Here is a 23,974-nt window from a genome sequence, read left to right as displayed (position 1 = left end):
CACTGCCATGGGGTCGTTGTCCGCCCCCACCCCTCTTGCAAAAGCAGCTTCTGGTCCTCGATTAGCGCCAACTTCATAGACTCACAGGCCTGCTCGATATCGCGAGCGGCGATGGCGTTGAGCAACTTCGAGTCCCTTTCCAGCCGGTCGAGCTGATACCAGGCTGAAAATCACATTGGAGGACCTACGAAAAATGCAACGGGCGATAATCCGGTCGGCCACGGATCACGACGTGGGGAGTATCGAGAAGATCGTCGATGGAGCCTATTTGCACTACATCGAAAGAATTGGCTGCAAGCCTGCCCCAATGACCGATGACTATACCGCGCTTGTCGCCTCAGGCAGCGTATGGGTGCTTACGGTGGGTGATAGCCTTGCCGGCCTCATCGTCCTGAGGCCCGAGCCAGATCATCTGCTGGTCAGCAATGTGGCTGTTTGGCAGGCATACCAAGGCCAGGGCTATGGCAGACAGCTCTGTCTAGCGTCAGCGCCCATGGAACAGATTAGGCCGTTTGCGTGACGGAGGGTTTCTGGCTCATCGTAGCCTTCATGGAGCGAAGATGAGCAAGAAACCCGTGACGACGAAAGCCGAGGCTGACAGGTCTGTCAAAGACATCCGCCGGGCGACGCGCAAGATCCACAACGCCGAAGAGAAGATCAGGATTGTCTTGGCTGGCCTGCGCGGCGATGACAGCATTGCCGAGCTATGCCGTCGCGAAGGGATCGCCCAGAGCCTGTATTATAGCTGGTCAAAAGAATTCCTCGAAGCTGGAAAGAAGCGCCTCGCCGGTGACACGGCGCGCCAGGCGACCAGTGGCGAGGTCAAGGACCTGCGCGCTGAGGCACTGGCGCTCAAGGAGGTTGTGGCCGACCTCACCCTTGAGAACCGGATCCTCAAAAAAAACACTACCGGGGTTGGGGGCGAGCACGCATGAGATACCCTGCCTCCGAGAAGCTTGAGATCATCCGCATCGTCGAGCAATCCCACCTGCCGGTGCGCCGGACTTTGGCACAGATCGGGGTGCCGCCCACGACCTTTTACCGGTGGTATGATCGATATGTCGAACACGGCCCGGAAGGCTTGGAAGACCGCCCCTCACGGCCGTCTCGGGTCTGGAACCGCATCCCCGATGCTGTGCGTGATCGGATCGTGGAACTGGCGCTCAGCGAGCCGGACCTGTCGCCGCGGGAGCTGGGAGTTCGCTTCACGGATACGAAAAAGTACTTCGTGCCTGTCGATCCGTTCCAGATGCCATGGGCAACCTCCCGTGAAGATTGCCGAAATGTAGCGACGCGAAGATTTGTCTGCACTAAATACACGCCAGAGCCAATTTTGCATGCCGGTTCACAGGCACGAAGCTCGGGCGCTTGTTCACCACTGCCTCGAAGCTGGGCATGTTGTCGCTGATCCGCTCGACCTAATCATTTTCATCCGCAAACTCCGGCAGGACGGCGTTGAACCACAGCGCGGTGCCTGCCATGCGATCGGCCTGACCCGAGGCGTAGAGGATCTCGGTCGTGGCCTGCCCAATGGACACCACGTTTTCGGGTCGTGCGGTGAACGTCAGTTCATGCCCGCAATTGTCGATAGTCAGGGGATAGTCTGCCGGCGCGGCCATGGCGGCGGGTGCCGCCGTTAGGACCAGCAGCGCGATCAGGGAAAATCGTGTCATCGTGTCGTCCTTCATGATACGAAGGACGGGGCTGAAGAAGGCGCATCAACAAAGGCGAGGCTAACCCCCGGCTCCGCTGCATCCGGCGGTCACGCTGGATGGTTGCCGGGCTTCGGCACATGCTGTCTTTCTCCGAAGCACCCCGCCCGGGTTGGCCTCGGTCATGATGGCAGGTCTCCTGACTTGCGGATCAGCGCCTTCCCCGCCTTTCCGGCACACGCTGTGCGCCAGTGGCATCCTGGGGTTGGCTACTGCTTACAGTTGCGGGGGCAGTCGCGGATTTGGCGCCTGATGGCTACTCCTCACCGCATTCCCTTTTCACCCGGTCAGAACCTTAGCCGACACGGGAACCATCGCGCCAAGAGATGATCGGAAATGGCGGCGGCGTCAACGCAGACGTCGCCACTCCTGAAACGTCAGGCAGTTGCTCAGGACACACGTCTCGCCGCTTGATGGGCGGCCAGGCAGCGCAGCAGATCGACCACCAGAAAGAGGCCCAGACTGACGCCCAGCACCGGCAGCGCCCAACTGACAGCGCAGGCCACCAGAATCCAGGTGATCCGCGCCTTGATCGGCAGCCGTGACCACGCCGTGGAAAGCGGCTCGCCCGCAGCGGGCCTGCGTTGCCACCACAGAACATAGCCATAGACAATGGCGACCATCAGCGCAGCGGCAATGAGCGCCATGAGGATCTGGTTCGGCAGCCCGAACAGGACGCCCATGTGCAGGTCAATCCCCCATCGGATCAGTTTCGACACGATCGCGAAGCTGTCGAAGTCGGCGCGGCTGGTCACGTCCAGAGTATTAGGGTGCAGCGCGATTGCGTCCACCTGGGTGGGCCAGCTGCGGTCGTACTCCCGCACCGACCACGCCTGATCGGGCTTTGGCAGCCGGATCTCCATAAAGGGCGAGTCGATGCCCGCCGCACGTGCGGCCTCGGCGACAGCATCAAGATCGGCCAGCCGATCCTCACGCGCCGTCAGGTCCGGCGCCCGGTGATGATGGTGGTCGTGCGTCACCGCAGTGTCGGGCGCATCGAGAGCCAAGCTGACGGAGGGCGTGACGAGGCCGAGAGCCCCGCGCAGGCTGTCGATACGGGCACCGGCAGCCTGGGACCAGGTCAGACCGGTCACGGACAAGAACAGCAGGCCGGCCCCCGCCGTGACGCCCAGGGACGAGTGGATCCAGCGGCGGCGCTGCGCGGGCGGCATTGCCGCAACCGCGCGCCGCCGACGCGGCCCCGTCGCCCACAGGGCCACGCCACCCAAAACCACCACCCACAGCCAGGAGGCTGCCACTTCGCTGTAGTAGCGGCCCCAGTCCCCCAGCATCAGGTTGCGGTGCAGGTAATCCAGCGTGGTGCGGAAGGGCAGGATGCCGCTGGTACCATAGGTCGTCATGTCACCCCGGATGGTCAGGGTGACGGGATCGACAAAGATCGTCCGGTTCTCGGACGGGCCGAGAGTGGCGTCGGAGAAAAGTACACGGGTCGTCTGGCCTGCGGCGGGCGCGGGGCGAACGGCAGACACGTTCAGCGCGTGATCCAAATACGAGCGGGCGGCCTCGGCCTGAGCGGTCAGGGGCTGCGCCGCACCAGTCTGGTCTGTGAACAGCGCGTCGGCATAAAGCCGTTGCTCGATCTGGGGCGTCAGGACGTAGAGCATCCCGCTGAGCGCCGCGATGAACAGGAAGGGGCCGACAAAGAGGCCGATGTAGAAGTGGAGCCGCACCAGAAACGGGCGCAAGGCATTGGGTGCCGCCCGACCGGACGGCTGGTGAGAGGATGGCATGGAAGATCACCTGTCAAAAGGCGCCGCGACGGCGCTTAAAAGCCCAATCGTGAGGATCAGCTGTTCTGGACAGGGGGGCCGCGCAGGGGCGTTGCCGGATCTCGTGGACACAGGGTCGCGCGTTCGATCTGCGGCCGGATGATGGCCGCAGCGACCCGTTGCTCGATCGCGATGAGGCGCAAGTCCGCCGGGGGCAGGTCGCAGCCGGCAATCAGATGGCAAAGGGAGCAACGGGAGGGGTGCGAGTGCTGCGGCTCATCGTGCAGGCACAGGTCAGCCACAGACCCCGCCGCGAGCACATAAGCTTCAAGCCGCACGTCGCTGAGGGTCGGCACACCCTGCACGACCGTTGCCGAAGCAAAAGCCAGGCTGACCATCGTGAGCAAGGTCAGGCACAGGATGCGGAAGGGGATCAGGCAGCCCATGGCGCCTTATCCGCGGGATCGCCTTGCAGGGCAAGATGCTCATCTGCCCCTCGAGCGTCAAGGCCGCAGCGTTGGTACATTCCGCTGCACCTGCAGTCGCTGCAGTTTACTCGAATGTTGCTGATGAGCTCGATACGGTCATTCGCGGCGCCACGCACGAACGGCCGCTTTCGCCGAGAAAGACTGTTTCTGGTGCTTGACGAACAACGGATACTCCAGGCTCCGGCCGGCTGCACCGGCTTGCACCCGAGCCTGGACCCCTGCCCCTCCTTTGTGGCTTTTCCCGCGCCGCCCATCTCGTCCCGAGCCAGCCTGAGCGGGGCCGCAATAGTCGGTCCCGCGGTCCAGTCTCGGCCCTTTGGGTGACGATCGCTTGCGGGTAGCCCGGTTGTCCAGCCTTGTGCTGGAACGACTTTGGGAGTGGAGGCGCAAGGCGCGAGCCGGGCTGTAAGCGAGACCACAGGGATCGAGCGTCAGCCTGTGGTCAACCGGGCGGGCAGTTGCAGACTGCCGGTGATGCCCAGAGATAGCTGCCTTCCCGTCTGACCGCTGCGGCAGGAAGAAGACACGGGAGAGGCCCGCGCGCGGCGCGGGCCGGGATGATCCATGTGTCGTTCCAAGGGATCGACGGGCTGTCGCCCGCTCACCCCCGTCCGCAGCCTTTTTGTTTTCCTGTCCGCCACGCATCCCGCCCGAGCCGGTCAAGGGGCAGGCGCCGCCCATTGGGCGTCTCGTCCAGGCGGGCCGTGTCCTCCCCCGATCCGGGCTGCGGGCCGGACCACCCTGCCTTCCCGACCCCGTGACAGTCTCGGCCGGGGCCACGGGCAAGGCTGCGCCCTCCCCGCTCTGCTTTCCGAAAGGCATGGGCCTTTCAGAAATCAGAACAGGAAGGCTCACCATGAGGGCCGCCAACTTTTTTAGCGCGCGCAGCTCCAGCATGGCCTCGCCATAGGCCTCCTGCAGATCCCGGAGCTGCTTAATGTATTCCTGCCGAACATCGAGCGGGTTTGCCCGCAGCGCATTCTCCATGCCCCGACGGGCATCATCGATCCAACCCTCGATCTCGGAGGGGGAGAGGTCATAGCCGCGGCTGGCTTCCGCCACCGTGGTCTTGCCCTGAACGGTCTCGATGACCAGCGCCGACTTGCGCTTGGCCGCCCATCGTTTGACGACGTCTTCCAATACTCCACTCATCGATACGTTTTTACTCCCTGTAGCATGAGCAGAATTCCACTGGGTCGATACAGATCTCGGTGAAGTCGGGCGATCGGGTGAAAACGGACCGCCGCGACGCGGTGATGCTGGCAAAGCTGCACCGTGCCGGCGAACTGACTGCGGTCTGGGTGCCGGACGCGGCGCATGAGGCGATGCGCGACTTGGTTCGGGCGCGTGCGACCGCGCTACGGGTGCTAGGCAAGGCCCGCCACCACTTGCAGGGTTTTCTGCTGCGGCATGGCCGGATCTATCCCGGCAAGAAGGACTGGATCGGGCCCTACCGGCGCTGGCTGGCGATGGTGCGGTTCACGCATCCGGCGCAACAGATCGTCCTTCAGGACCATCTTGATGCCGTCGCGGATGCCGAGGTGCGGGTCGAGCGTCTGACGGGGCAGATCGCAGACCTTTTCCCAGGCTGGTCTCTGGCGCCGGTGGCCGAGGCGGTTCAGGCGATGCGCGGGGTCGCATTCATCGTCGCGGTAACGGTGGTGGCCGAGGTCGGAGATTTCCATCGTTTTGACAATCCGCGGCAGCTGATGGCCCATCTCGGACCCACGCCATCTGAGCATTCCGGCGGCACCAGCGCCCGTCGGGGTGGGATCACCAAGGCGGGCAGCGGTCTCGCCCGACGCGCGCTGATCGAGGGCGCCTGGAGCTACCGGATGCAGGCCCGTGTCAGCCCGAAGCTCCATGCTCGGCTCGAACCGCTGTCCAAGGCCGTGCGAGACATCGCCTGGAAGCGGCAGCTCCGCACATTGTGCCTTCGTGGCCGCATTCATCAGTATTTTAGTTCGTTTGCCAGTCTACGTTGAAGATTGTCTCTCGGACCCAGCTGGTAGGATCGACCAGAACACTTAGAGGATACACGTCGTGAACACGATCATAGCGCAAGATTTCTTGGATTGGAGAGATGTGCGCGACGCTTATGTGCTGCAAACTCCGCTTCTGAACCTGAACAATGCGGCTGTCAGCCCTCCGACGAAAATCGTCGAGGCGGCTGTGATCGAAGCCATCCGCTTCACCAGCCAGAACCCTGACTATAATATGTGGAGCAAGATTGATCTGGCCTTGCCAAGCATCAAGCAGGATCTGGCGGAGCTGATCGATTGCGATGCCGATGAGATCGCCCTGAACCGCAATTCCTCGGAAGGCCTTTCGACGGCGATCTTCGGCATCCCGCTTGCGGCACAGGATGAGGTTGTAATCTGTCCTTGGAATTACCCAAGCGCGCGCGCCGGCTGGCTGCAGCGCGAATCTCGCGAGGGCATCAAGGTCGTTGAGGCCAAATTCGACCTGATGGCTGATGATGACCAGATTCTTGCCGCCTATGCCGATGCCATTACTTCACGCACCAAGGTGCTGCATCTGACGCATATGGTCCACTGGACCGGTCGCGTGCTGCCGGTGAAGGAACTGTGCCGCATGGCGCAGGGCCGCGGTATCGTGACCGTCATCGATGGCGCCCAGACCTTTGCACAGATGCCGGTCAGCTTCCGGGGACTGGGCTGCGACTATTTCATCACTAGTCTGCACAAATGGCTTGGCGCACCCGTCGGCAATGGCATGCTGGTGGTGAACAAGAACCGGATCGCCGACACTTGGCCGCTGATGGCGCCCTTTGATAAGCCGCTACCAGTGATCGAAAAATTCGATCACTGGAATCTTGGAACCTACAGCTCGGCCGTGCAATCGGGAATCGCGCCGGCCGTCGCGTTCCACAAGCGCATTGGGGCCGCCCGCATGCACGCCCGGCTGAAAGAGCTGACGCTGCATTGGGTCAATCAGGCCAGAAGCATTCCAGGGTTTCGCCTGCATACGCCGATCAAGCCCACCTCTTTGGGTGCTGTCGTGCTGTTTTCAATCGACGGCCAAGACATGCGCAAACTGGAGCGCATCCTGCGGGAGGCATGGCAGGTGCATGTCAAGTACCGCGAAGTCGGTCCGATCAAAGGCCTCCGCGTCTCGCCACATGTCTACATGACGGAAAGCGAGCTTGATCGCTTCGTCACCGCATTGCGGGCAAGCGTGGGCTGACGAAACCGACACCTGCATCAATGCCAGCGTCCAACCCTGCGTTGAGCGGATCGCGCCCATAGACAGCGGTATCCAGTCGATCTGCGCCTTCATCACGCCGGTCATCGCGCCGTGCCGTTCGGGGCTGGTCCGCATCTGGCACCCAGACGGCCATCAACTCGCCAGCCCGGTGCAGCTTCGCCAGCATCACTGCGTCCCGACGGTCCGCCCTCACCCGATCACCCTTCTTTACAGGAATGAGTGAAGGGGCAACCACGATGCCGTCATGTCCCAGTTCAACAAGCTGGCGGTGCAAGCCATAGCCACATGGTCCGGCTTCATAGCAGAGATGCAGGTGACGCCCACCAGCGCCCAATTTCTCTACCAGCTTCCGGATGTGGTCCGGGCGGTGTGGAATTGTCCCCCAGTGGCCGACCTCACCGCCACGCTCCCCTGTGCGACCGCGACCGATATCGTTGCCTTATGGACATCCAGCCCGATGAACATGCTACACTTCATCTGGTCTCTCCCCAATTCTTGAGGCTCGGCACCAGCCAATCTGGTGCAACCCTCGAGCGGAGAATGCCGCGGGAGAGGCCACCGACCCAGTCAGCTCACAGCCCGATCATGGGATCTAAGCCATTGTATAAGCTGGGAAATCACCTGACCAGCACCTTCCGGGAACAGGCCGCTTCAAGTGCAATGTCCGTCGCCGCGCGATCGCTGGTCTCGCCGCCGCCATGGCCTCCGGTCTCGCTCGTGCGAAGCATAACGTCCTGCCCTGCCTCCTTGAGCTTCTGCGAAGCGGGGGGCATGTGCGGGATCGACCCGATCGTCTTGGGCGGGCGCGTCGATCAAGATCGGCGGATAGGCAACTTCCGCCCGCGGCCGGACCTGATACAGGGGTGAGTAAGCGACCAGATGGGCGGCATCCTCTTCTTTGTCAGGATCGCCATATTCCTCCATCCAGGCTGCAGAGGCGGAACTTTCGGTGCAACAGAACCCTTGATCGCTAAGAGTAGTGCACCCTGCAAATGCCCTTCCAGCGGCGACGGCAAGTGGAGCCTCGCCACCGGCGGTAGGAAGGCGTAATAGTAAACTCAGGTCGCAGAGCAATACGCGCACCGATAGAACCAGCTCTCCGCAAGATGTGGGGGACGCTGACGAACTTTTCCGGAGGACAGACCTGATGCGCCGGTACTACGATCTGCCGTCTCTCAGTGCGTTGGCCGTGTTCGAGGCGGCGGCCCGACACCGGAACCTGACGCGGGCGGCAGGAGAGCTAAACGTCACGCCCGGCGCGGTCAGCCGTCAGATTAAGGCCGTCGAGTCCGAACTGGGTTGTCCTCTCTTCGTCAGGCGGGGCAACGGCGTTGCCCTGACTAGCGCGGGCGAAGAGCTGTTCCATGTCCTTGCCAGCGGCTTTTCTAAGCTTGCGGAAACCGCCCGGTCGATCAAGCAGGGCGACACTTCGCGATATGTCGCCATTGCCAGCAGCGAATTCTTCACCAGCATGTGGCTGATTCCACGCATGCCTGATTTCTGGCGGCGCGAGACTGACATCAACGTCGATCACGTTATCTGGGAAAGCAAGCAGAACTTCCGCCGTAGCGATGTGGAACTGCGCATCCGCTATGGCCTCGGGTCATGGGTGGACGAACATGCCGAACTCCTCTTCGGCGACTGCATCTATCCCGTGTGCAGCCCGGACTTCGCGCGCCGGCACCAGGGCGCCACGGCTGCCGATCTGGTCAACCTGCCGCTTCTGAACGTGGAATGGGTCGAGCCAGACTGGCTAGGCTGGGAAGAGGCACTGCTTCGCGGCGGCGTTCCCGCAGGCGCCCTTCGCGCCAGACGTTTCGGCAAGTTCGGCGTGGCCCTACAGGCCGCAATGGCGGATCAAGGGCTTGTCATTGGCTGGCACCGGCTGATTGCACCGCTGGTCGAACAGGGCGAACTGGTGCGGTTCACGGATCTGGTCGTGCCCGCACCGGGCGAATATTACCTGTCCCACAGCACCACACGCGAAATGTCGTCGAGCGCGAAGGTTCTGCGGGAATGGCTCCTAGAACAGGCCCGGCTGGAGAATGCCCGTCCCCTTCCGACTGATGTCGAGAGTTGATCTGAGATCAAGACGCGGCGGAATTTTTTGTGCGTTGTGACAAGGCACGTCCTGCTTCTTGATATGCGGATCGATGCCGGCCGCTTTCCAGGCCAACGACAGTCGAAGAACAGGAAAGACCGAGGAGTTCCCATGCCAGCGAACGTATCCGTCCCCGAAAGGATGACCGCCGCCCTTCTGACCGGCCACGGCGGCTTCGAGAAGCTGGAGGTGCGCGACGACGTTCCGGTTCCGGTTCCCGCGGCGGGCGAGGTGCTGATCAGGGTTGCGGCCGCCGGGATCAACAACACCGACATCAACACGCGCATCGGCTGGTATTCCAAGGTTGTGAAATCCGAGACTTCGGCCGGCGGCGCGCAGGGCTATGACGATCTGAACGATGACGATGCCAGCTGGTCGGGCACGCCCCTGACCTTCCCCCGCATCCAGGGCGCCGACTGCTGCGGCCGGATTGTGGCCGTGGGCGAAGGGGTCGATCCTGCCCGCATCGGCGAACGCGTGCTGGTGCGCAACATGCTGCGCAGCTATGTCGATTACCGCCCCTGGGAATGCTGGACCTTCGGGTCGGAATGCGACGGCGGCTTCGCGCAATACGCCAAGGCCCCTGCGCGCGAGACCTACAAGGTCGAATGCGACTGGTCCGATGTCGAGCTCGCCTCGGTGCCCTGCGCCTATTCCACGGCTGAAGGCATGATCCACCGGGTGGACGTACGCGAGGGCGAGCATGTGCTGATCACCGGCGCGTCGGGCGGGGTTGGTTCGGCGGCGATTCAGCTGGTAAAACGCCGCGGCGCGATCGTCACCGCGGTCGCCGGCGCGAACAAAGCCGAGGCGCTCAAGGCACTTGGCGCCGACCGTGTCGTGCCGCGCGGTGATAAGCTGACCGACCACATCCCCGCAGGCTCGGTCGACGTGGTGCTGGACGTGGTGGCCGGCCCTGCATTCCCCGACCTGCTGAACGCCATGAAGCGCGGCGGGCGCTATTCCGTCGCGGGCGCCATCGGCGGGCCACTGGTTGAGCTAGACGTGCGCACCCTATATCTGAAGGACCTCGCCTTCTTCGGCTGTACCTTCCAGGATGACGAGATCTTCGAGAACCTGGTCAGCTATATCGAGCGCGGCGAGATCCGCCCGAATGTATCGAACACCTATCCGCTGGCCCAGATCGTGGACGCCCAGACGGAATTCCTGTCCAAGAACACCGGCGGCAAGCTGGTCCTGGTCATCCCCGAATAAGAGAATACGAATGTCTGACCTTTCCATAGAGAAAATTGACGTCTTCCAGGTGGACCTGCCCTATGCGGGCGGTGTCTACACCCTATCGGGCGGCCGCGAATACCGCAGCTTCGACGCGACCATCGTGCGGATCACCGCCAGCGACGGGACCGAAGGCTGGGGTGAAAGCACACCGTTTGGCACCACCTATGTCGCCGCCCATGCGGCAGGCGTTCGTGCGGGGATCGCTGAGATCGCACCGCACCTGCTGGGCCGCGATCCCCGCCGCGTCGACCGCATCATCGACACCATGGAGCAGGGCCTGGTCGGCCACCTGCATGCCAAGACCGCGCTGGACGTTGCCTGCTGGGACGTGTTCGGCAAGTCGGTCGGGATGCCCGTCTGCGATCTGCTGGGCGGGCGCACTGGCGTGAAGATGCCGGTGATCTCGTCCATCTACATGGGCGATCCCGACGACATGCGCCGCCGCGTGGCCGAGCATCGGGCGCAGGGCTATGTCGGTCATTCGGTCAAGATCGGAGGCGATCCGGCCGAGGACGCCGAGCGCATCGCCGCATCGCTGGCCGACAAGCGGCCGGGCGAATACTTCATCGTCGACGCGAACGGCGGCATGCTGCCCGAGACCGCGCTGCGGATGCTTCGCCTGCTGCCCGACGGGCTGGATTTCGTGCTGGAGGCACCCTGCGCAACCTGGCGGGAATGCGTGTCGCTGCGCCGCCGCACCAACGTGCCGATCATCTTCGATGAACTAGCGCAGAGCGATTCTTCCATCATCCAGTTGATCGCCGACGACGCCTGCGAAGGGATCGGCCTCAAGATCTCGAAGAACGGCGGCCTGACCAACGGCCGGCGTCATCGCGATATCTGCCTTGCTGCCGGCTATACCGTCAGCGTGCAGGAAACCACCGGGTCGGACATCGCCTTCGCAGCGATCGTGCACCTGGGCCAGACCGTGCCGGAACGCAGCCTGCGTTGTCTGCTCGAGTGCCGGGACATGGTCACGATCAAGACCGCCGACGGCGCGTTCGATGTCGTCGACGGGCGCGTGACGGCGCCAGCCAAACCTGGCCTGGGCATCACTCCACGCCTCGACGTGCTAGGCGACCCCGTTGCAACCTATCAACGATAACAAGAAGTAGCGGGACGAATCGCGCGTCGCGCCGCCCCGATGAAAACCGCACACTGGGAGAACAAGATGACGAGACTGCGTTCCGGCACCTGCCTGATTATGGGGGCCATGGCCGTCGGCAACGGCAATGACACGGTCGAAAAGCTGATGTCTTGGCAGACCAACATCCAAGTCATCGAAGAGGAGGATGCTCTGCACTTCCTTTAGGACAACTTGAAAATCTGGGGCCAGCAGGTGCCTGCGGATATCGCCGAAAAGGTCGAAGAGGCGCTGTAACCCGCAACCGGACCCTGATTATCCCGGCGCGCCCGCCCCATGGTTAAGTTGGCCTCCCCGCAATTGCCACAAGGATCCGACATGGCATTCAAGCGCATGATCCACGCCGTCGACACCCACGCGGGAACCCCGATGCGCGTCATCACCGGCGGGCTTCCGCATATCCCCGGCAACTCGGTCTATGAAAAGATGAAATGGCTGAAGCAGAACGACGACGGGCTGCGCAAGCTGTTGCTGCGCGAACCACGTGGATATCCGGCCCATTGCTGCAATATTCTGGTCCCGCCCTCGCACCCCGAGGCGCAGGCAGGCTATGTCATCATGGAGCAGATTGAATATCCCGTCATGTCCGGCGGCAACACGATCTCTGTCGTCACGGTGCTTCTGGAGATGGGCATCCTGCCGATGCAGGAGCCGGTGACCGAACTGACACTGGAGGCGCCGGCTGGGTTGATCCGCGTGCGCGCCGAATGCGAACAGGGCAAGGTCAAAGCGGTGACGTTCCGCAACGTGCCGGCCTTCGCCGCCCATCTGGATGCCGAGATCGAGGTGCCGCATCTGGGCCGCGTGCGCGTGGACGTAGGCTGGGGCGGGATGTTCTATGTCATCGCCGACGTCCGCCAGTTCCCGCATCTGCAGCTGATGCCCGAGCACGGGCGCGAGATCACGCGCATCTCCTCAATGATCCGAGAGGCTGCGATCGAGCAGCTATCGGTCGAACATCCGGACTATCCCGGCGTGGGCATCACCATTTCGCAGCTGTCGGGTCCGACCGACGATCCCAAGGCCGACTGGAAGAACGCCGTCACCATGGCGTCGGGCGACTTTTCGTGGGACGACCCCGCGACCTGGACGGGCGCCATCGACCGCTGCCCCTGTGGCACCGGAACCTGCGCAAAGATGGCTGTGCTGCATGCCAAGGGCGAGCTGCCACTGGACCAGCCATTCCGCCATCAGAGCATTTTGGGCAATGTCTATACCGGGCGCTTGGTCGCAGAGGCGAAGCTCGGCGACAGAGCGGCGGTTGTGCCCGAGGTCTCGGGCACCAGCTGGATCTATGGCTTCAACACCCTCGTGCTGGATCGCGACGATCCCTTCACCGAGGGCTTCACAGTCGGCGATACTTGGGCGTGACCGCCGCTGGTCGCTAGCCGATATGACCCAGATCGCCATACAGCGGGCAGTTCATGAACCACCACTTGAGTGACAGACGCAAGATCGGGCCGGCTGAGATCGACTTGGCGCAAAAGCCGCTTCTGTCCGACGGGTCTCCAATTGACAGCGACCGGATCGAAATCGGTCCGATGCACCTAGTTTTCTAGAAACAGGAAGCCGCCGGGCTGATCGCACCGAACTTAGAAAGGATGCGGCGCCATGGTTGGGAACGGCTGCAGCATTTCGCCGGGCGTCATGCCGGACCAGATCGGCGGATCCCCGTTCATGTGCGTGCTGACGTTAGTCGACAGTCGGGTCAGTGGATAGAAAAGCCTTTTGCCGGCTTGCAAAGCTGTTGACGATCAGTGCCCCGATCACCAGTGAGACACCGACCAGTTCCCAGGGACTGGGGACCTGCCCGCCGATGAGAGCGATGGTGAAGGCAGTCACCGGAACGAGGTTGATGAACAGAATTCCCATTCTTGGTCCAAGCGCACGCATGCCGGCATTCCAGAACAAGAACCCCATGACCGAAGCTGCCAGCACCATGAAAGCCATCCCTGGCGCCGCCCGAAGCAATGCGGTGCCGTCCGGGAGTGTGGCATACTCACTCGCCAGGGCAATCATCTCGACCGCCATAATGGTCACTGTTCCAAGCATCAGCGTCAGCGTGGTATAGCGAAGGCCTGACCACCCCGGAAAATCGGCGGCGCCGAGCGTGTAGAGCACCCAGCAGGTCGCGCCAGCCAGAACCAGCGCCTCGCCTCCGCCCACCCCGCCTTCCAAAAGAATTGTCGGGCGACCGCTTGTGACGACTAGAACGACGCCTGTGAGGCCGATTAGCACGGCCAGAAGGCCGCGAGGTGCAGGCATGGTTTGGGTGCGAATCCCGGTGATGATCACGGCGATCAACGGCATGAGGGCGGGCACAACCGCAGCATGTTGCGGTTGGGTCAGCCGCAGCCCGATGACCAGCAGCAGGCCGAACCCGGCAAAGGCCAGTGTGCCCAGCCACCATAACCGCAGTGCCTGACCCTCGAAGGACAGCGCGGCTCGTCCCTCGACCGCCAGAAGCGAGATGACGAGGATGGGGGCTGCCAGACCGAAGCGGATCAGCGTCAGGGTAAACGGATCCAGGATGGACAGCAGCGGTTTAAGCACAGAGAACATGCCGCCCCACGCGATGGCCGTTGCGGCCAGCATCGCTACGCCCCGGATCCATGCCGGCATCACACGCATGACAATACTCATCGTGTACTGAAGATGTTGCACACGAACGTATCGATCAACTCTGAAACCCTTTCCGGCGCCTCCGTTTGCGGGAAGTGGTTGACCCCTTCGAGGATCTCCAGGCGCGCGCCGCCGATGGCAACCTGCAACTCCGTTGCGCACGGATCCGCAGGCGTGATGACATCACTTCCACCCTGAACGATCAGGACTGGGAACTCGATTTCCTTGTAGCGATGCTCGCAATCATAGGACGATAGGGCCTGCGCATTGCCATGAAGGCAAGGACGTGCCCACTTTGCAGCCTCAAGTGCGATCTTCGGTGCCAGGCCGAATGCAGTGAAGAACCGCACGCTTGCGGAAAGAGTTGAGACGCCTTCGAAAAGCCTATCTCCAGTTACACCCATTCTGCGAAATTGGGCGCCCGAAAGGTACGTGCCGGTATAGATGATGCCGGCCACCCGCGCAGGGTATCTCAGCGCAAACTCTGTAGATATGTTGCCCCCCATTGAGTGCGTCACCAGTACGACAGGCTCTCGCACGCCCGCTGCATCGAGGACATCCTTGAGATCCTCGGCATGCAGTTCGACACTGTAGCCATCAGCGGCTTCAGGCTTGCCGGATCGCCCATAGCCTCGATTGTCATGCGTGATGCAGCGATATTTATCGCTCAATGCCGCAGTCTGGTTATGCCAAATATCAGCAACGCCCATATACCCCGAAACGAAGGCAATTACGGGACCTCGGCCACTATCTTCATAGTAAAGTTCGACTTCATCGTTCGTAGTGACATAGGCCATTTTCTTCCTGCAGCTTTCTTATAGAGGTCATGGCGGGATGGCGTGCCTTCAAACAGCGGCAGGCATCATCCGAATAAACTTGTCAGCAAGATAGCGGTGGAATTTTATTCAGTAAGTCGATAAATTTTCGCAGTGACTGCGAAAAAATACATAGGCGATGCAGGGTCTCTGAGATGGGACCGGCTCCGCATCATATTGGCTTTAGGCCGGGCATCCTCTTTATCGGGTGCAGCGCGGGCGTTAGGCGTCAACCACACAACAGTCGCACGGCATCTGGATAGTCTGGAGCAGGAACTTGGCGCGCCTCTATTTGAAAGAGGGCCGGATGGCTTTGCCGCCACTCCCTTGGGAGAGGAGACCTTGTTGGCAGCCGAGCGGATGGAAGCGGAAGTGCTCGGATTGTTTCGGTCCCTAGACGGCAGGGCGGAGACGCTGACCGGTGTGGTGCGGCTCACGGCCACGCCATTTTTTTGCGCTCACCTGCTGGTGCCCATGCTGAATGCATTCCTGCAAGAGCACCCAGGTCTTCAGATCGAACTCATTGGCGATAGTCGCAATCTCGACCTTTCGCGACGAGAAGCTGATCTGGCACTTCGCCTGTCGCGTCCCGAAATGCCTGGTCTTGTTACCCGCCCTTTGGGAAAGGTGGCTTTCGGTTGGTATGCAGCGGCCACGGATCTCAGGCCCTTCGCAGAACAAAGATTCCTGGGCTACGACGATGCCTCCGGGCATAACACGCTGCTAGCCTATTTCAACAAGCTCGTACCTGCAGACCGGGTCATCATGCGCTCCAACATCACGCAAACATTGCTGGAAGCCGTGCGCGCTAATCTCGGCTGTGCCATCTTGCCGTGCTTCGTCGGCGAGCGGGATGCTGCGTTAAGGCGCGTTTTTGCTCCGCACGACATAACGCCGATGACGCTCTGGCTTGTCTATCACGAGGATCTGCGCCGCAGCCCCAGATTGCGGGCCGCTGTGCAATTGATTGACGTGGCAATCGCGGCCTACCGGTCGCTACTCGACCCGTAGACTTGGCCCGGATAATACGACAAAGTGGCCGAGATAACATGATTGGCTGAAGCGCGTATGTTTCGTTTGCTGATGCCAAACACGCAGCCTTCAGGAGGACGACCTGCACCGGCATCGCTTCTTCCCTGCTGAATGCCTCTCAGCAGATCGGGGTCGCATTCGGGCTGGCAGTGCTGTCAATGGTCTCGGTTAGGGCAACGGCAGGTCGTATGCCCGAAGCGCTGGTGACGCTCTATGGCGCTCGCGAGGAAGCGAATGCGGAACAAGTTGCCTCGGCTAGCGAAGCACTGATTCATGGCTACGGTTTTGGACTGGTGAGTGCGGCCCTTGCACCTTTGGCGGCAGCCGCTGTCGTTGCGGTTGTGGTCAACGCAAAGGGCAATGAGGCTGCAGCGGCTGCGGTGCACTAGTACGCGGGGAGCAATCGGCTCAGGCGTGAAACCTTTGCCGATATTCTCCAGGAGTCAGGCCGACAATACGGTGAAAGACCTTCCGGAAGGAGCCCGAGTCGGAATAGCCGACGTGCCAGGCGACCCGCTCGATAGGTTGTTGGGTGAATTGCAGCAGTTCCTGCGCCTTGGCGACCCGCAGCCGTTGCGCATAGTCCGTTGCAGTCAGACCGGTCGCCTTCTGGAAGCGGCGCAGGAATGTGCGCTCTTCCAGACCTGCCTGTTCGGCCAGGGTAGACACGCGGGTCTCCTTGCCTTCATTCGCTTGCAGAAAATGCTGCGCCTTGAGGATCGCCGCATCGCCATGGGTCAACCGTGGCACGAAGCCGCTGTAGTAGCGCTGTTCACGCCCCGGCGGATCGACCAGCATCATGCGTGCCGTCTCGGCCATTATCACCGGCCCGAGAAAGCGGTTCACCAGGATCAGTCCGAGGTCGACCCAAGACATAAGGCCACCCGCAGAGATGATGTCGCCCCCGTCGATGATTAGCCGGTCCGCATCCACCTGCACCCCGGGGTAACGGTCCTGCAGGGCTTGGGCATAGGTCCAGTGCGTGGTGACAGTGCGTCCGGAAAGCAGTCCAGTCTCGGCAAGTAAAAAGGCGCCCCCGCAAACCGAACCAAGCACCACTCCTTCGGCATGACGTGCGCGGAGCCACTGTGCGATGGGAGCGGCGACCTCGGAGCTGATCGGCGGCTCCAGAGAAGGCGGCAACAGCAGCACTCCGCACTCTGCAGCTTCTTTGCCATGATCCTGCCCGTCGCCGTCGAAGAAACTAGCACGGGGTAGCCCAACGTCTGCATTTGCAACCAGGTGTCGTACAACAAGATGCGGTGCGGCGGCTTCTCCCGGAGAAGCCAACCGTTCTGCGAGGGTAAAAAGGTCCGTCAGCCCCAGGACTGCCGACATCTGCACGCCCGGATACACTACAACCCCGATGGTCACGTGACGCATTGGCGGTATCGCCCTTGATTCTGTCGGTATCGCCAGTGGCGCAAGTCTTCGTTCGAGTTGATATTCAATGCAACCATCAACCAAAGGAAACTTCCATGTCGAAACGCGCTGTCCTCGTCGTCGATCTGCAAAATGAATATTGGCCGACCGGAAATCTGCCACTGCAGGGCATTGAAGCAGCGGCCGCCAATGCTGCCCGTGTCATGGACCATGCGCGTGCCAAGGGTGATCTAGTGGTGAACATCCGCCATGAGTTTCCGGGCGGGGCGATGTTTGTACCGGGCACTGACGGGGCCGAGATCAACAAGGCAGTCGAGCCCCAGGGCAATGAGCCCGTTATTACCAAGCACTACCCGAACTCATTCCGTGAGACGGAGCTGAAGGACATCCTCGACAGTAAAGGTATCGATGAAGTCGTTGTGGTCGGTGCCATGAGCCACATGTGTGTGGATGCCACCACGCGCGCAGCGAATGACCTCGGCTACAAGACCACCACGGTTCACGATGCCTGCGCCACCCGCGACGTCGATTTCAACGGCACCGTATCTTCTGCCGCTAACGTACATACCGCAATCATGGGCGCTTTGGCGTTCCTGTATGGGGACGTGATCAGCACGGATGAGTTTCTGCGGAACTGAGGGTGGTTGTCACCTGCAGCTCTCTTTCGGTGGTCAGGTAGGCGGCTCCTTCGAGCCGCCTTAGTCATGTGCAATGTTCCTTGCCGACCATGGACCGGTGCATGCACCCCGGGGAGATCTCAGACGAAGGCCTGCTGCCAGAAAACGACGGTCGTGGAATGATCGGTTCAAGACTACCGCTTGCCTGCGGACGAAATCTCGTGGCCTAGAGCTTGACCCGAGAGACCCCGTCTCCGAAGTCTGGAAGCTAGTTTAGGTTTGCCAGGCGTTCCAAGCCAGTCGCGTCTGGCTCGGAGGGAAGCGGACCCGTAGCCGCGTCGCCTTCGGTCAGCTTCCACGCTTCGGCGGAAAGGATTTTTTCGGATCGGGCAATGTCTTCGGCGCCACCCGAATAGGCAGACGGATCCGCCTCTGTTCAGTCGATCGTGCCAGCCGTTCTCGGGATATCAGCGCGGCGGCGCAGGCTGTCCTTGTAGATGGCCTTCACCAGCGAGATGCCCATCAGCATCATCACGAACGAGAACGGCAGCGCCCCCACGATCATCGCCGTCTGAATGGCCGAGAGGCCGCCCACGATCAGCAATGCGCCTACGACCAGCGCCAGCGCCGCGCCCCAGAACAGGATGTGCGGACGCCCTTTGGGCCCTTCGTCGCCGCCGGCATTGATCGTGTTGATAATCAGCACCGCCGAGTCGGCCGAGGTGACCAGGTAGGTCAGCAGCAGGATCACGACGATGCCCGACATGATGTTGGCCAGCCCCGGCGGCAGCATCACCGCCAGGGTGGCGTAGAGCTGGTCCGACAGGCTGGTGCCGACGATCGCCCCTTGGGCCTGGCCGGTCAACTCTAGATGGATGGCGGTGCCGCCGACTAGGGCGAACCACACGAAGCAGACGACCGAAGGCACGATCATCGCGCCGAGGATGTATTCGCGGATCGTCCGGCCCTTGGAGATCCGCGCCAGGAACAGCCCCACGAACGGTGCGAAGGCGATCCACCAGGCCCAGTAGAAGATGGTCCAGCCGCCCTGCCAGGTGGCCAGCGCCTCGCCGACCTCCGTCCCGTCGCTGGCCCAGACCGTCGTCAGCTTGGACGGCAGCGTGATCAGATAGTCCCAGGTGCCGACGGCCAGCGCTTGGAGGCTGAAAAGCGTGCTGCCAAAGATCAGGAAGAACAGCAGTAGGAAGATGCTGAGGCCCATGTTGATGTTCGACAGCCACTTGATGCCCTTGCCGACCCCCGACAGCGCCGAAAGGGTCGATGCGCCCACGATCACGATCAGCGCGATGACGATGGCCCAATTGGATGCGGTCCCGGCTTCGTTCAGCAGCCAGGACTCACCGGTGACTCGGGCGACGCCGGCCACGAACTGCTCGACCCCGAAACCCAGTGTCTGCGCGACGCCCAGGACGGTCGCAACAACGGCGACGATATCGATGACGTGGCCCAGCATGCCTTCCAGCCTTGTTCCGAACAGCGAGGTCAGCCCCGACCGGATCGTCAGCGGGAGACCGCGGCGATAGGAGAAGAAGGCCAGCGACAGGCCCGTCAGCGCGTAGCAGGCCCATGGGGTGAGACCCCAGTGCAGGAACGACCATTCATAGGCCGACCGCACGGTCTCAGCCGACGAGCCTGCGACCTCACCCCTGATGACCTCGGGGTTGGTGATGAAGTGCGAGACCGGCTCTCCGGTGGCATAGGTCAGCATGCCGACCCCGATGCCCGCGCCGAACATCATCGAGAACCACGAAAAGTTCGTGAACTCGGGCCGGTCGTCAGCTTCACCAAGCCGCATCCGTCCCGCCGCAGGAATGGCGGCCAGCAGAACGCATAGCACGACGAAGAAGGCGGTCGACCAGACATACCAATAGTTGAAGGTGGCCAGGATGGCCGAGTTGATGGCGTTCAGCAACCAGCCCGCATTGTCGGGAAATGCAATCGCCCAGAAGATGAGCGCGCCGATGATGATCTTGGCCGACACTGCCACCACACGGGCAAAGCCGTCGTAAAAGCCGCCCTCGGCGGTCTGGATGTCCAGTTGTGTCAATGGAGGCTTGAGAGCCATACGTTGTTCCCCTCGATTTTGCGGGCGTTAGTCGATGATCCCGCTGCAGGCGCCGTTGATTTCGGTATAGCGAATGGCGACCTAAATGATGGTCTGAATGAACATTTTCTCTGCCCAGACTGGAGGTGCAGCAGCGATCTGCAACGTCTCTGCCTCTGATTTCCTAAGACGTCATGCTTTGTGCCCGACTTACGGCGGCGTCCAGCGCAGCATGCAGGCAGTCGGCAAAACCGTGGGCTTCTGCGGCCGCGACTCCCGCGGCAGTCGTGCCGTCATAGGCGCGGTAGGTATTGAGGACGCAGGCGGCCTGATCCGCCCGCCCTTCCAGCAGGCGCGCACCGCCGCAGATCATCCCTTCGGTCGCACGCCAGGCGACGTTCGGCGCGATGCCACGATCGGTCAGCCAGCGGCTGACCGCCACAGCCATAAAGGCGGGATAGGCCGCTCCGGCACCAGGAACGGCGGTCATCAGGTCGATCTGGTCCTCGGTCGCCAACTCGTCCCCGGTTCCGATGGCCGACAGGATGGTGCGAACCCAGTCCCGATCCCGACCAGTCACGCCGGGACCGGCGACCCAGGGGGAATAGGACGCGCCGATCTCGATGGCGGCGTTCGGCATGGCGCGTACGATCCGTGCCCCGCTGGCTGACAGGGCCGACAGCCCGACCGCGGCCATAAACGAGATCAGCAGCTTGTCAGGCGCTCGCAGCCCAAGGCCCGGCCAGTTGGCGGGGCGCACTGACAGGATGATGACGTCGCTCTGCCCGGCCAGATCCGCGACATCCATTGCCCATGTTACGTCCGAATGACCATGATAATCGGCACGTGCGCCGCTGCGGTTCAAGAGCACGAGGTCGCACGGCGCGACGACGCCTTTTGCCAGGAGCTTTGCGCCAGTGGCAGATCCAAGCCAGCCGGTGGCGCCGATGATGCCGATCTTCATGTTGTCAACTGATCTTGAAAGCGGGCGCTGAAGCGCGCGATCTCGCGAGGTTCGGGCCGGGTGCCAGTGTAGATCTCGACATAGGTCGGGATGCGGTCGAGACGGGTCCGCAGATCCTCGCTGGATTGCATGGAGATATAGCCGATCTGAACCAGATAGACGGTGCGTGCCCGCACATCTGCGGCAACCTGTTCATGTCCCCATTTTCGCATCATCGCTGACAACGCCGCCAGGCGGGTCTCATCGGCTGCGCCGACTTTCTTCGCCACGTCCTGGTCCTGCAGGGCCCAGCTGCGAATGGCGAACTCGAGACGCGAATCGAAGGTGTCGACCGACAGGAAGCAACCGATCACGTTCAGCATCGCCTCGGCCTGGGTTTCGGCATACTGGCGCGTGGCTGCGACGAGCGGTTCGGTCGTACGCGCGGCCCATCCATCCAGGAGGGCGGCAAGCAACGCCTCGCGATCGTCGAAGAACCAGTAGAAGCTGGTGCGCGACAGGTTCAGTTGCCTCGCCAGCGGCATGATCTTTACGGCATCGACACCGCCGTCGATCAGGGCCTGGTACCCCGCCTCGAGCCAGCCGTCACGAGAGCCTCGCCAGCCCGATGCAGCAATGTTGTGTTCACTCATGGCCCAAGATTACCCGCCCCCGGTCAGCTATGGCAAGATAATTGTGCACATCAGGACTCAAACCATACTTCAATGTATCCGATATTGACACAGGTGAACATTTCATCTTTTATCATCGAAACCCTTCGACACAGGCAGCCCGAGATGTCCAACGATCCGCTTCTCCAGCCGTATCAGCTGAAGCACCTGACGCTTCGCAACCGCATCATGATCACCAGCCACGAACCGGCCTATCCCGAGGATGGCATGCCCAAGGACCGGTACCGCGCCTATCACGTCGAACGGGCCAAGGCCGGCGTCGCGTTGACCATGACTGCGGGTTCGGCTGCGGTGTCGAAGGACAGCCCGCCGGTCTTCAACAACATCCTGGCCTACAAGGACGAAGTCGTCGGCTGGATGAAGAAGCTGACCGACGAATGCCATGAACATGGCACCGCCGTGATGATTCAGCTGACCCACCTGGGCCGACGGACGCGTTGGGACAAGGCCGACTGGCTGCCCGTCGTGTCGCCCAGCCATGAGCGCGAGGCTTCGCACCGGTCCTTCCCCAAGAAGATGGAAGATTGGGACATCCAGCGCATCATCAAGGACTATGTCGATGCCGCAGAACGGATGAAGGCGGCGGGACTCGACGGGCTTGAACTGCAGGCCTATGGCCACCTCATGGACCAGTTCTGGTCGCCCTTGACCAACGACCTGGACAACGAATACGGCGGCAGCATCGACAACCGCCTGCGCTTCACCTTCGACATCCTGCGCGGCATCCGCGAACGCTGCGGCGAGAGTTTCCTGCTGGGCGTGCGCTATACCGGCGACGAATGCCTGCCGGGCGGCTTCGATGCGCAAGACGGGATCACCATCTCGCAGAAGCTGAAGGACAGCGGGCTGGTCGACTTCCTGAACGTGGTGCGCGGTCATATCGACACCGACGCGGGCCTGACCGACGTGATCCCGGTGCAGGGGATGCGCAACGCGCCGCATCTGGAATTCGCGGGCCAGATCAAGAAGGCGACCGACTTCCCGACCTTCCACGCCGCCAAGATCCCCGACGTGCCGACCGCGCGTCACGCCATCGCCGCGGGGCTGGTCGACATGATCGGCATGACCCGCGCGCACATGGCCGACCCGCATCTGGTCCGCAAGGTGATCGAGGGGCGCGAGGACGACATCCGCCCCTGCGTCGGCGCGAACTACTGCCTCGACCGCATTTATCAGGGCGGGCTGGCCTTCTGCCTGCACAACGCCGCCACCGGCCGTGAAGAGACGATGCCCCACACCATTCCCGTAGCTTCCGAAAAGCGCCGCGTCACGATCGTGGGTGCCGGTCCTGCCGGGCTGGAAGCCGCCCGCGTGGCGGCCGAGCGTGGCCATGAGGTCACCGTCTTCGAGGCGGCGGATGAGCCAGGCGGCCAGATCCGCCTGACTGCCCTGCAGGAGCGTCGGCGCGAGATGATCTCGATCATCTCCTGGCGGATGGCGATGTGCGAGAAGCACGGCGTGAAGTTCAACTTCAACACCTTCGCCGATGTGGACGACGTTCTGGCCACAAACCCGGACGAGGTCATCATCGCCACCGGTGGCCTTCCGCATACCGAGGTTTTGTCCGAAGGCGACGACCTTGTCTGTTCGGCATGGGACATCCTGTCGGGCGACGTGAAGCCCGGCCAGAACGTCCTGATCTTCGACGATGCGGGCGATCATGCGGCACTGCAGGCGGCCGATATCATCTCGGCGACGGGCGCCAAGGTCGAGATCGTGACGCCCGACCGCAGCTTCTCGCCCGAGGTGATGGCGATGAACCTGGTGCCCTATATGCGCAACCTGCAGGGCCGCGACACCACCTTCACGGTCACTTGGCGGCTGCGTTCGGTCAAGCGCGACGGTAACCAGCTGCGTGCGACCCTGGGCAGCGACTATGGCGACATGACCAAGGATCGGGTAATCGACCAGGTGGTGGTGAACCACGGCACCCGCCCGCTGGACGAGCTGTATTTCGACCTGAAGCCCCTGTCGAAGAACCTGGGCGAGGTCGACTACACCGCTCTGATCGCTGGTGATAAGCAGCAGGTCCAGCACAACGAGGACGGTCAGTTCCGCCTTTTCCGCATCGGCGATGCAGTTGCGGCCCGCAACACGCATGCCGCCATCTATGACGCGCTGCGTTTGGTCAAGGACCTGTGACACGAAAGGACGCGCGGCAAC

The 23,974-nt window shown here is 62.1% G+C and carries 21 protein-coding genes, 5 pseudogenes and 1 riboswitch; of the genes and pseudogenes, 14 read left to right on the top strand and 12 right to left on the bottom strand.

Features of this window, described 5'->3' with window-relative positions:
- The first annotated feature begins 232 nt into the window (after positions 1-232).
- Together OC184_RS11640 and OC184_RS11635 are read left to right on the top strand one after the other, a co-directional pair.
- Complete coding sequence (locus OC184_RS11640) at positions 233-520, top strand: GNAT family N-acetyltransferase (protein ID WP_265507361.1); 288 nt, start codon at positions 233-235, stop codon at positions 518-520.
- Between the two features lie 40 nt (positions 521-560).
- Positions 561-1,231 (top strand): annotated as a pseudogene (locus tag OC184_RS11635) (helix-turn-helix domain-containing protein); the annotation flags it as partial.
- Positions 1,232-1,418: 187 nt separating this feature from the next.
- Here OC184_RS11635 and OC184_RS11630 read toward each other — a convergent pair.
- The 4 genes from OC184_RS11630 to OC184_RS11615 form a co-directional block, all read right to left on the bottom strand.
- A complete protein-coding gene (locus OC184_RS11630; protein ID WP_265507360.1) occupies positions 1,419-1,673 on the bottom strand; it encodes a TroA family protein in 255 nt (84 codons plus the stop codon).
- A 151-nt stretch (positions 1,674-1,824) separates the two neighbouring features.
- Positions 1,825-2,043: riboswitch (cobalamin riboswitch) on the bottom strand.
- 58 nt (positions 2,044-2,101) lie between these two features.
- Positions 2,102-3,463 carry a PepSY-associated TM helix domain-containing protein gene (locus tag OC184_RS11625; RefSeq protein WP_265507359.1) on the bottom strand — a complete coding sequence of 454 codons (1,362 nt, stop codon included), beginning with the start codon at positions 3,461-3,463 and terminating at the stop codon, positions 2,102-2,104.
- Between the two features lie 56 nt (positions 3,464-3,519).
- Positions 3,520-3,888 carry a hypothetical protein gene (locus OC184_RS11620; RefSeq protein WP_265507358.1) on the bottom strand — a complete coding sequence of 123 codons (369 nt, stop codon included), beginning with the start codon at positions 3,886-3,888 and terminating at the stop codon, positions 3,520-3,522.
- A gap of 138 nt (positions 3,889-4,026) precedes the next feature.
- Positions 4,027-5,070: a transposase gene (locus OC184_RS11615; RefSeq protein WP_265507357.1), complete on the bottom strand. Its 1,044-nt coding sequence runs from the start codon at positions 5,068-5,070 to the stop codon at positions 4,027-4,029.
- Positions 5,071-5,144: 74 nt separating this feature from the next.
- Between OC184_RS11615 and OC184_RS11610 the strand changes: the two are divergent.
- Both OC184_RS11610 and OC184_RS11605 read left to right on the top strand, forming a co-directional pair.
- Positions 5,145-5,876: pseudogene (locus OC184_RS11610) on the top strand (IS110 family RNA-guided transposase); the annotation flags it as partial.
- 97 nt (positions 5,877-5,973) lie between these two features.
- A complete protein-coding gene (locus tag OC184_RS11605; protein ID WP_265507356.1) occupies positions 5,974-7,137 on the top strand; it encodes an aminotransferase class V-fold PLP-dependent enzyme in 1,164 nt (387 codons plus the stop codon).
- Here OC184_RS11605 and OC184_RS11600 read toward each other — a convergent pair.
- Positions 7,135-7,275, bottom strand: a pseudogene (locus OC184_RS11600) (NAD(P)H-dependent oxidoreductase); the annotation flags it as partial. The gene OC184_RS11605 and the pseudogene OC184_RS11600 sit on opposite strands and share 3 nt — an antisense overlap.
- Positions 7,271-7,635: pseudogene (locus OC184_RS11595) on the bottom strand (IS110 family transposase); the annotation flags it as partial. The pseudogenes OC184_RS11595 and OC184_RS11600, both read right to left, overlap by 5 nt.
- A 670-nt stretch (positions 7,636-8,305) precedes the next feature.
- On the opposite strand from OC184_RS11595, the gene OC184_RS11590 reads away from it, so the two are divergent.
- The 5 genes from OC184_RS11590 to OC184_RS11570 all read left to right on the top strand — a co-directional run bounded on the left by OC184_RS11590 (position 8,306) and on the right by OC184_RS11570 (position 13,013).
- The gene (locus OC184_RS11590) at positions 8,306-9,238 is read left to right on the top strand and encodes a LysR family transcriptional regulator (protein WP_265507355.1); all 933 of its coding nucleotides are present in this window, start codon (positions 8,306-8,308) and stop codon (positions 9,236-9,238) included.
- 132 nt (positions 9,239-9,370) lie between these two features.
- On the top strand, positions 9,371-10,474 hold the full coding sequence (locus OC184_RS11585; protein ID WP_265507354.1) for an alcohol dehydrogenase family protein: 1,104 nt from the start codon (positions 9,371-9,373) through the stop codon (positions 10,472-10,474).
- Between the two features lie 10 nt (positions 10,475-10,484).
- Complete coding sequence (locus tag OC184_RS11580; RefSeq protein ID WP_265507353.1) at positions 10,485-11,603, top strand: mandelate racemase/muconate lactonizing enzyme family protein; 1,119 nt, start codon at positions 10,485-10,487, stop codon at positions 11,601-11,603.
- A gap of 66 nt (positions 11,604-11,669) precedes the next feature.
- Positions 11,670-11,810, top strand: coding sequence for a hypothetical protein (locus OC184_RS11575; RefSeq protein ID WP_265507352.1), 141 nt, complete (start codon positions 11,670-11,672; stop codon positions 11,808-11,810).
- 150 nt (positions 11,811-11,960) lie between these two features.
- On the top strand, positions 11,961-13,013 hold the full coding sequence (locus OC184_RS11570; protein ID WP_265507351.1) for a proline racemase family protein: 1,053 nt from the start codon (positions 11,961-11,963) through the stop codon (positions 13,011-13,013).
- Between the two features lie 321 nt (positions 13,014-13,334).
- Here OC184_RS11570 and OC184_RS11565 read toward each other — a convergent pair whose 3' ends face one another.
- Positions 13,335-14,273, bottom strand: coding sequence for a DMT family transporter (locus tag OC184_RS11565; RefSeq protein WP_265507350.1), 939 nt, complete (start codon positions 14,271-14,273; stop codon positions 13,335-13,337).
- Between the two features lie 8 nt (positions 14,274-14,281).
- Complete coding sequence (locus tag OC184_RS11560; protein WP_265507349.1) at positions 14,282-15,061, bottom strand: alpha/beta fold hydrolase; 780 nt, start codon at positions 15,059-15,061, stop codon at positions 14,282-14,284.
- A gap of 132 nt (positions 15,062-15,193) precedes the next feature.
- On the opposite strand from OC184_RS11560, the pseudogene OC184_RS20490 reads away from it, so the two are divergent.
- The 3 genes and pseudogenes from OC184_RS20490 to OC184_RS11550 form a co-directional block, all read left to right on the top strand.
- Positions 15,194-15,403, top strand: a pseudogene (locus tag OC184_RS20490) (helix-turn-helix domain-containing protein); the annotation flags it as partial.
- Between the two features lie 21 nt (positions 15,404-15,424).
- The gene (locus tag OC184_RS11555; protein ID WP_265507348.1) at positions 15,425-16,090 is read left to right on the top strand and encodes a LysR family transcriptional regulator; all 666 of its coding nucleotides are present in this window, start codon (positions 15,425-15,427) and stop codon (positions 16,088-16,090) included.
- 209 nt (positions 16,091-16,299) lie between these two features.
- A complete protein-coding gene (locus OC184_RS11550) occupies positions 16,300-16,500 on the top strand; it encodes a hypothetical protein (protein WP_265507347.1) in 201 nt (66 codons plus the stop codon).
- 19 nt (positions 16,501-16,519) lie between these two features.
- Here the strand turns inward: OC184_RS11550 and OC184_RS11545 are convergent, their stop codons facing one another.
- The gene (locus OC184_RS11545; RefSeq protein WP_265507346.1) at positions 16,520-17,494 is read right to left on the bottom strand and encodes a GlxA family transcriptional regulator; all 975 of its coding nucleotides are present in this window, start codon (positions 17,492-17,494) and stop codon (positions 16,520-16,522) included.
- Positions 17,495-17,589: 95 nt separating this feature from the next.
- Between OC184_RS11545 and OC184_RS11540 the strand changes: the two genes are divergently transcribed.
- Positions 17,590-18,132 (top strand): cysteine hydrolase family protein, encoded by a 543-nt coding sequence (locus OC184_RS11540; RefSeq protein ID WP_265507345.1) that lies wholly within the window; start codon positions 17,590-17,592, stop codon positions 18,130-18,132.
- A 415-nt stretch (positions 18,133-18,547) separates the two neighbouring features.
- On the opposite strand, the gene OC184_RS11535 is transcribed toward OC184_RS11540, so the two are convergent.
- The 3 genes from OC184_RS11535 to OC184_RS11525 form a co-directional block, all read right to left on the bottom strand.
- A complete protein-coding gene (locus OC184_RS11535) occupies positions 18,548-20,197 on the bottom strand; it encodes a BCCT family transporter (protein WP_265507343.1) in 1,650 nt (549 codons plus the stop codon).
- 163 nt (positions 20,198-20,360) lie between these two features.
- The gene (locus OC184_RS11530; protein ID WP_265507342.1) at positions 20,361-21,140 is read right to left on the bottom strand and encodes a pyrroline-5-carboxylate reductase family protein; all 780 of its coding nucleotides are present in this window, start codon (positions 21,138-21,140) and stop codon (positions 20,361-20,363) included.
- A complete protein-coding gene (locus tag OC184_RS11525; RefSeq protein WP_265507341.1) occupies positions 21,137-21,772 on the bottom strand; it encodes a TetR/AcrR family transcriptional regulator in 636 nt (211 codons plus the stop codon). Before OC184_RS11525 ends, OC184_RS11530 begins: the two co-directional genes overlap by 4 nt.
- A gap of 144 nt (positions 21,773-21,916) precedes the next feature.
- On the opposite strand from OC184_RS11525, the gene hpbA reads away from it, so the two are divergent.
- Positions 21,917-23,953 carry an N-methyl-L-proline N-demethylase HpbA gene (hpbA, locus tag OC184_RS11520; RefSeq protein WP_265507340.1) on the top strand — a complete coding sequence of 679 codons (2,037 nt, stop codon included), beginning with the start codon at positions 21,917-21,919 and terminating at the stop codon, positions 23,951-23,953.
- Positions 23,954-23,974: the final 21 nt, after the last annotated feature.

Origin of the sequence: Paracoccus rhizosphaerae (assembly GCF_026162645.1) — a bacterium.
Lineage (GTDB): Bacteria > Pseudomonadota > Alphaproteobacteria > Rhodobacterales > Rhodobacteraceae > Paracoccus > Paracoccus rhizosphaerae.
Note: the sequence above shows the minus strand (reverse complement) of the source record. Positions and strands in the feature narration are given on the sequence as shown.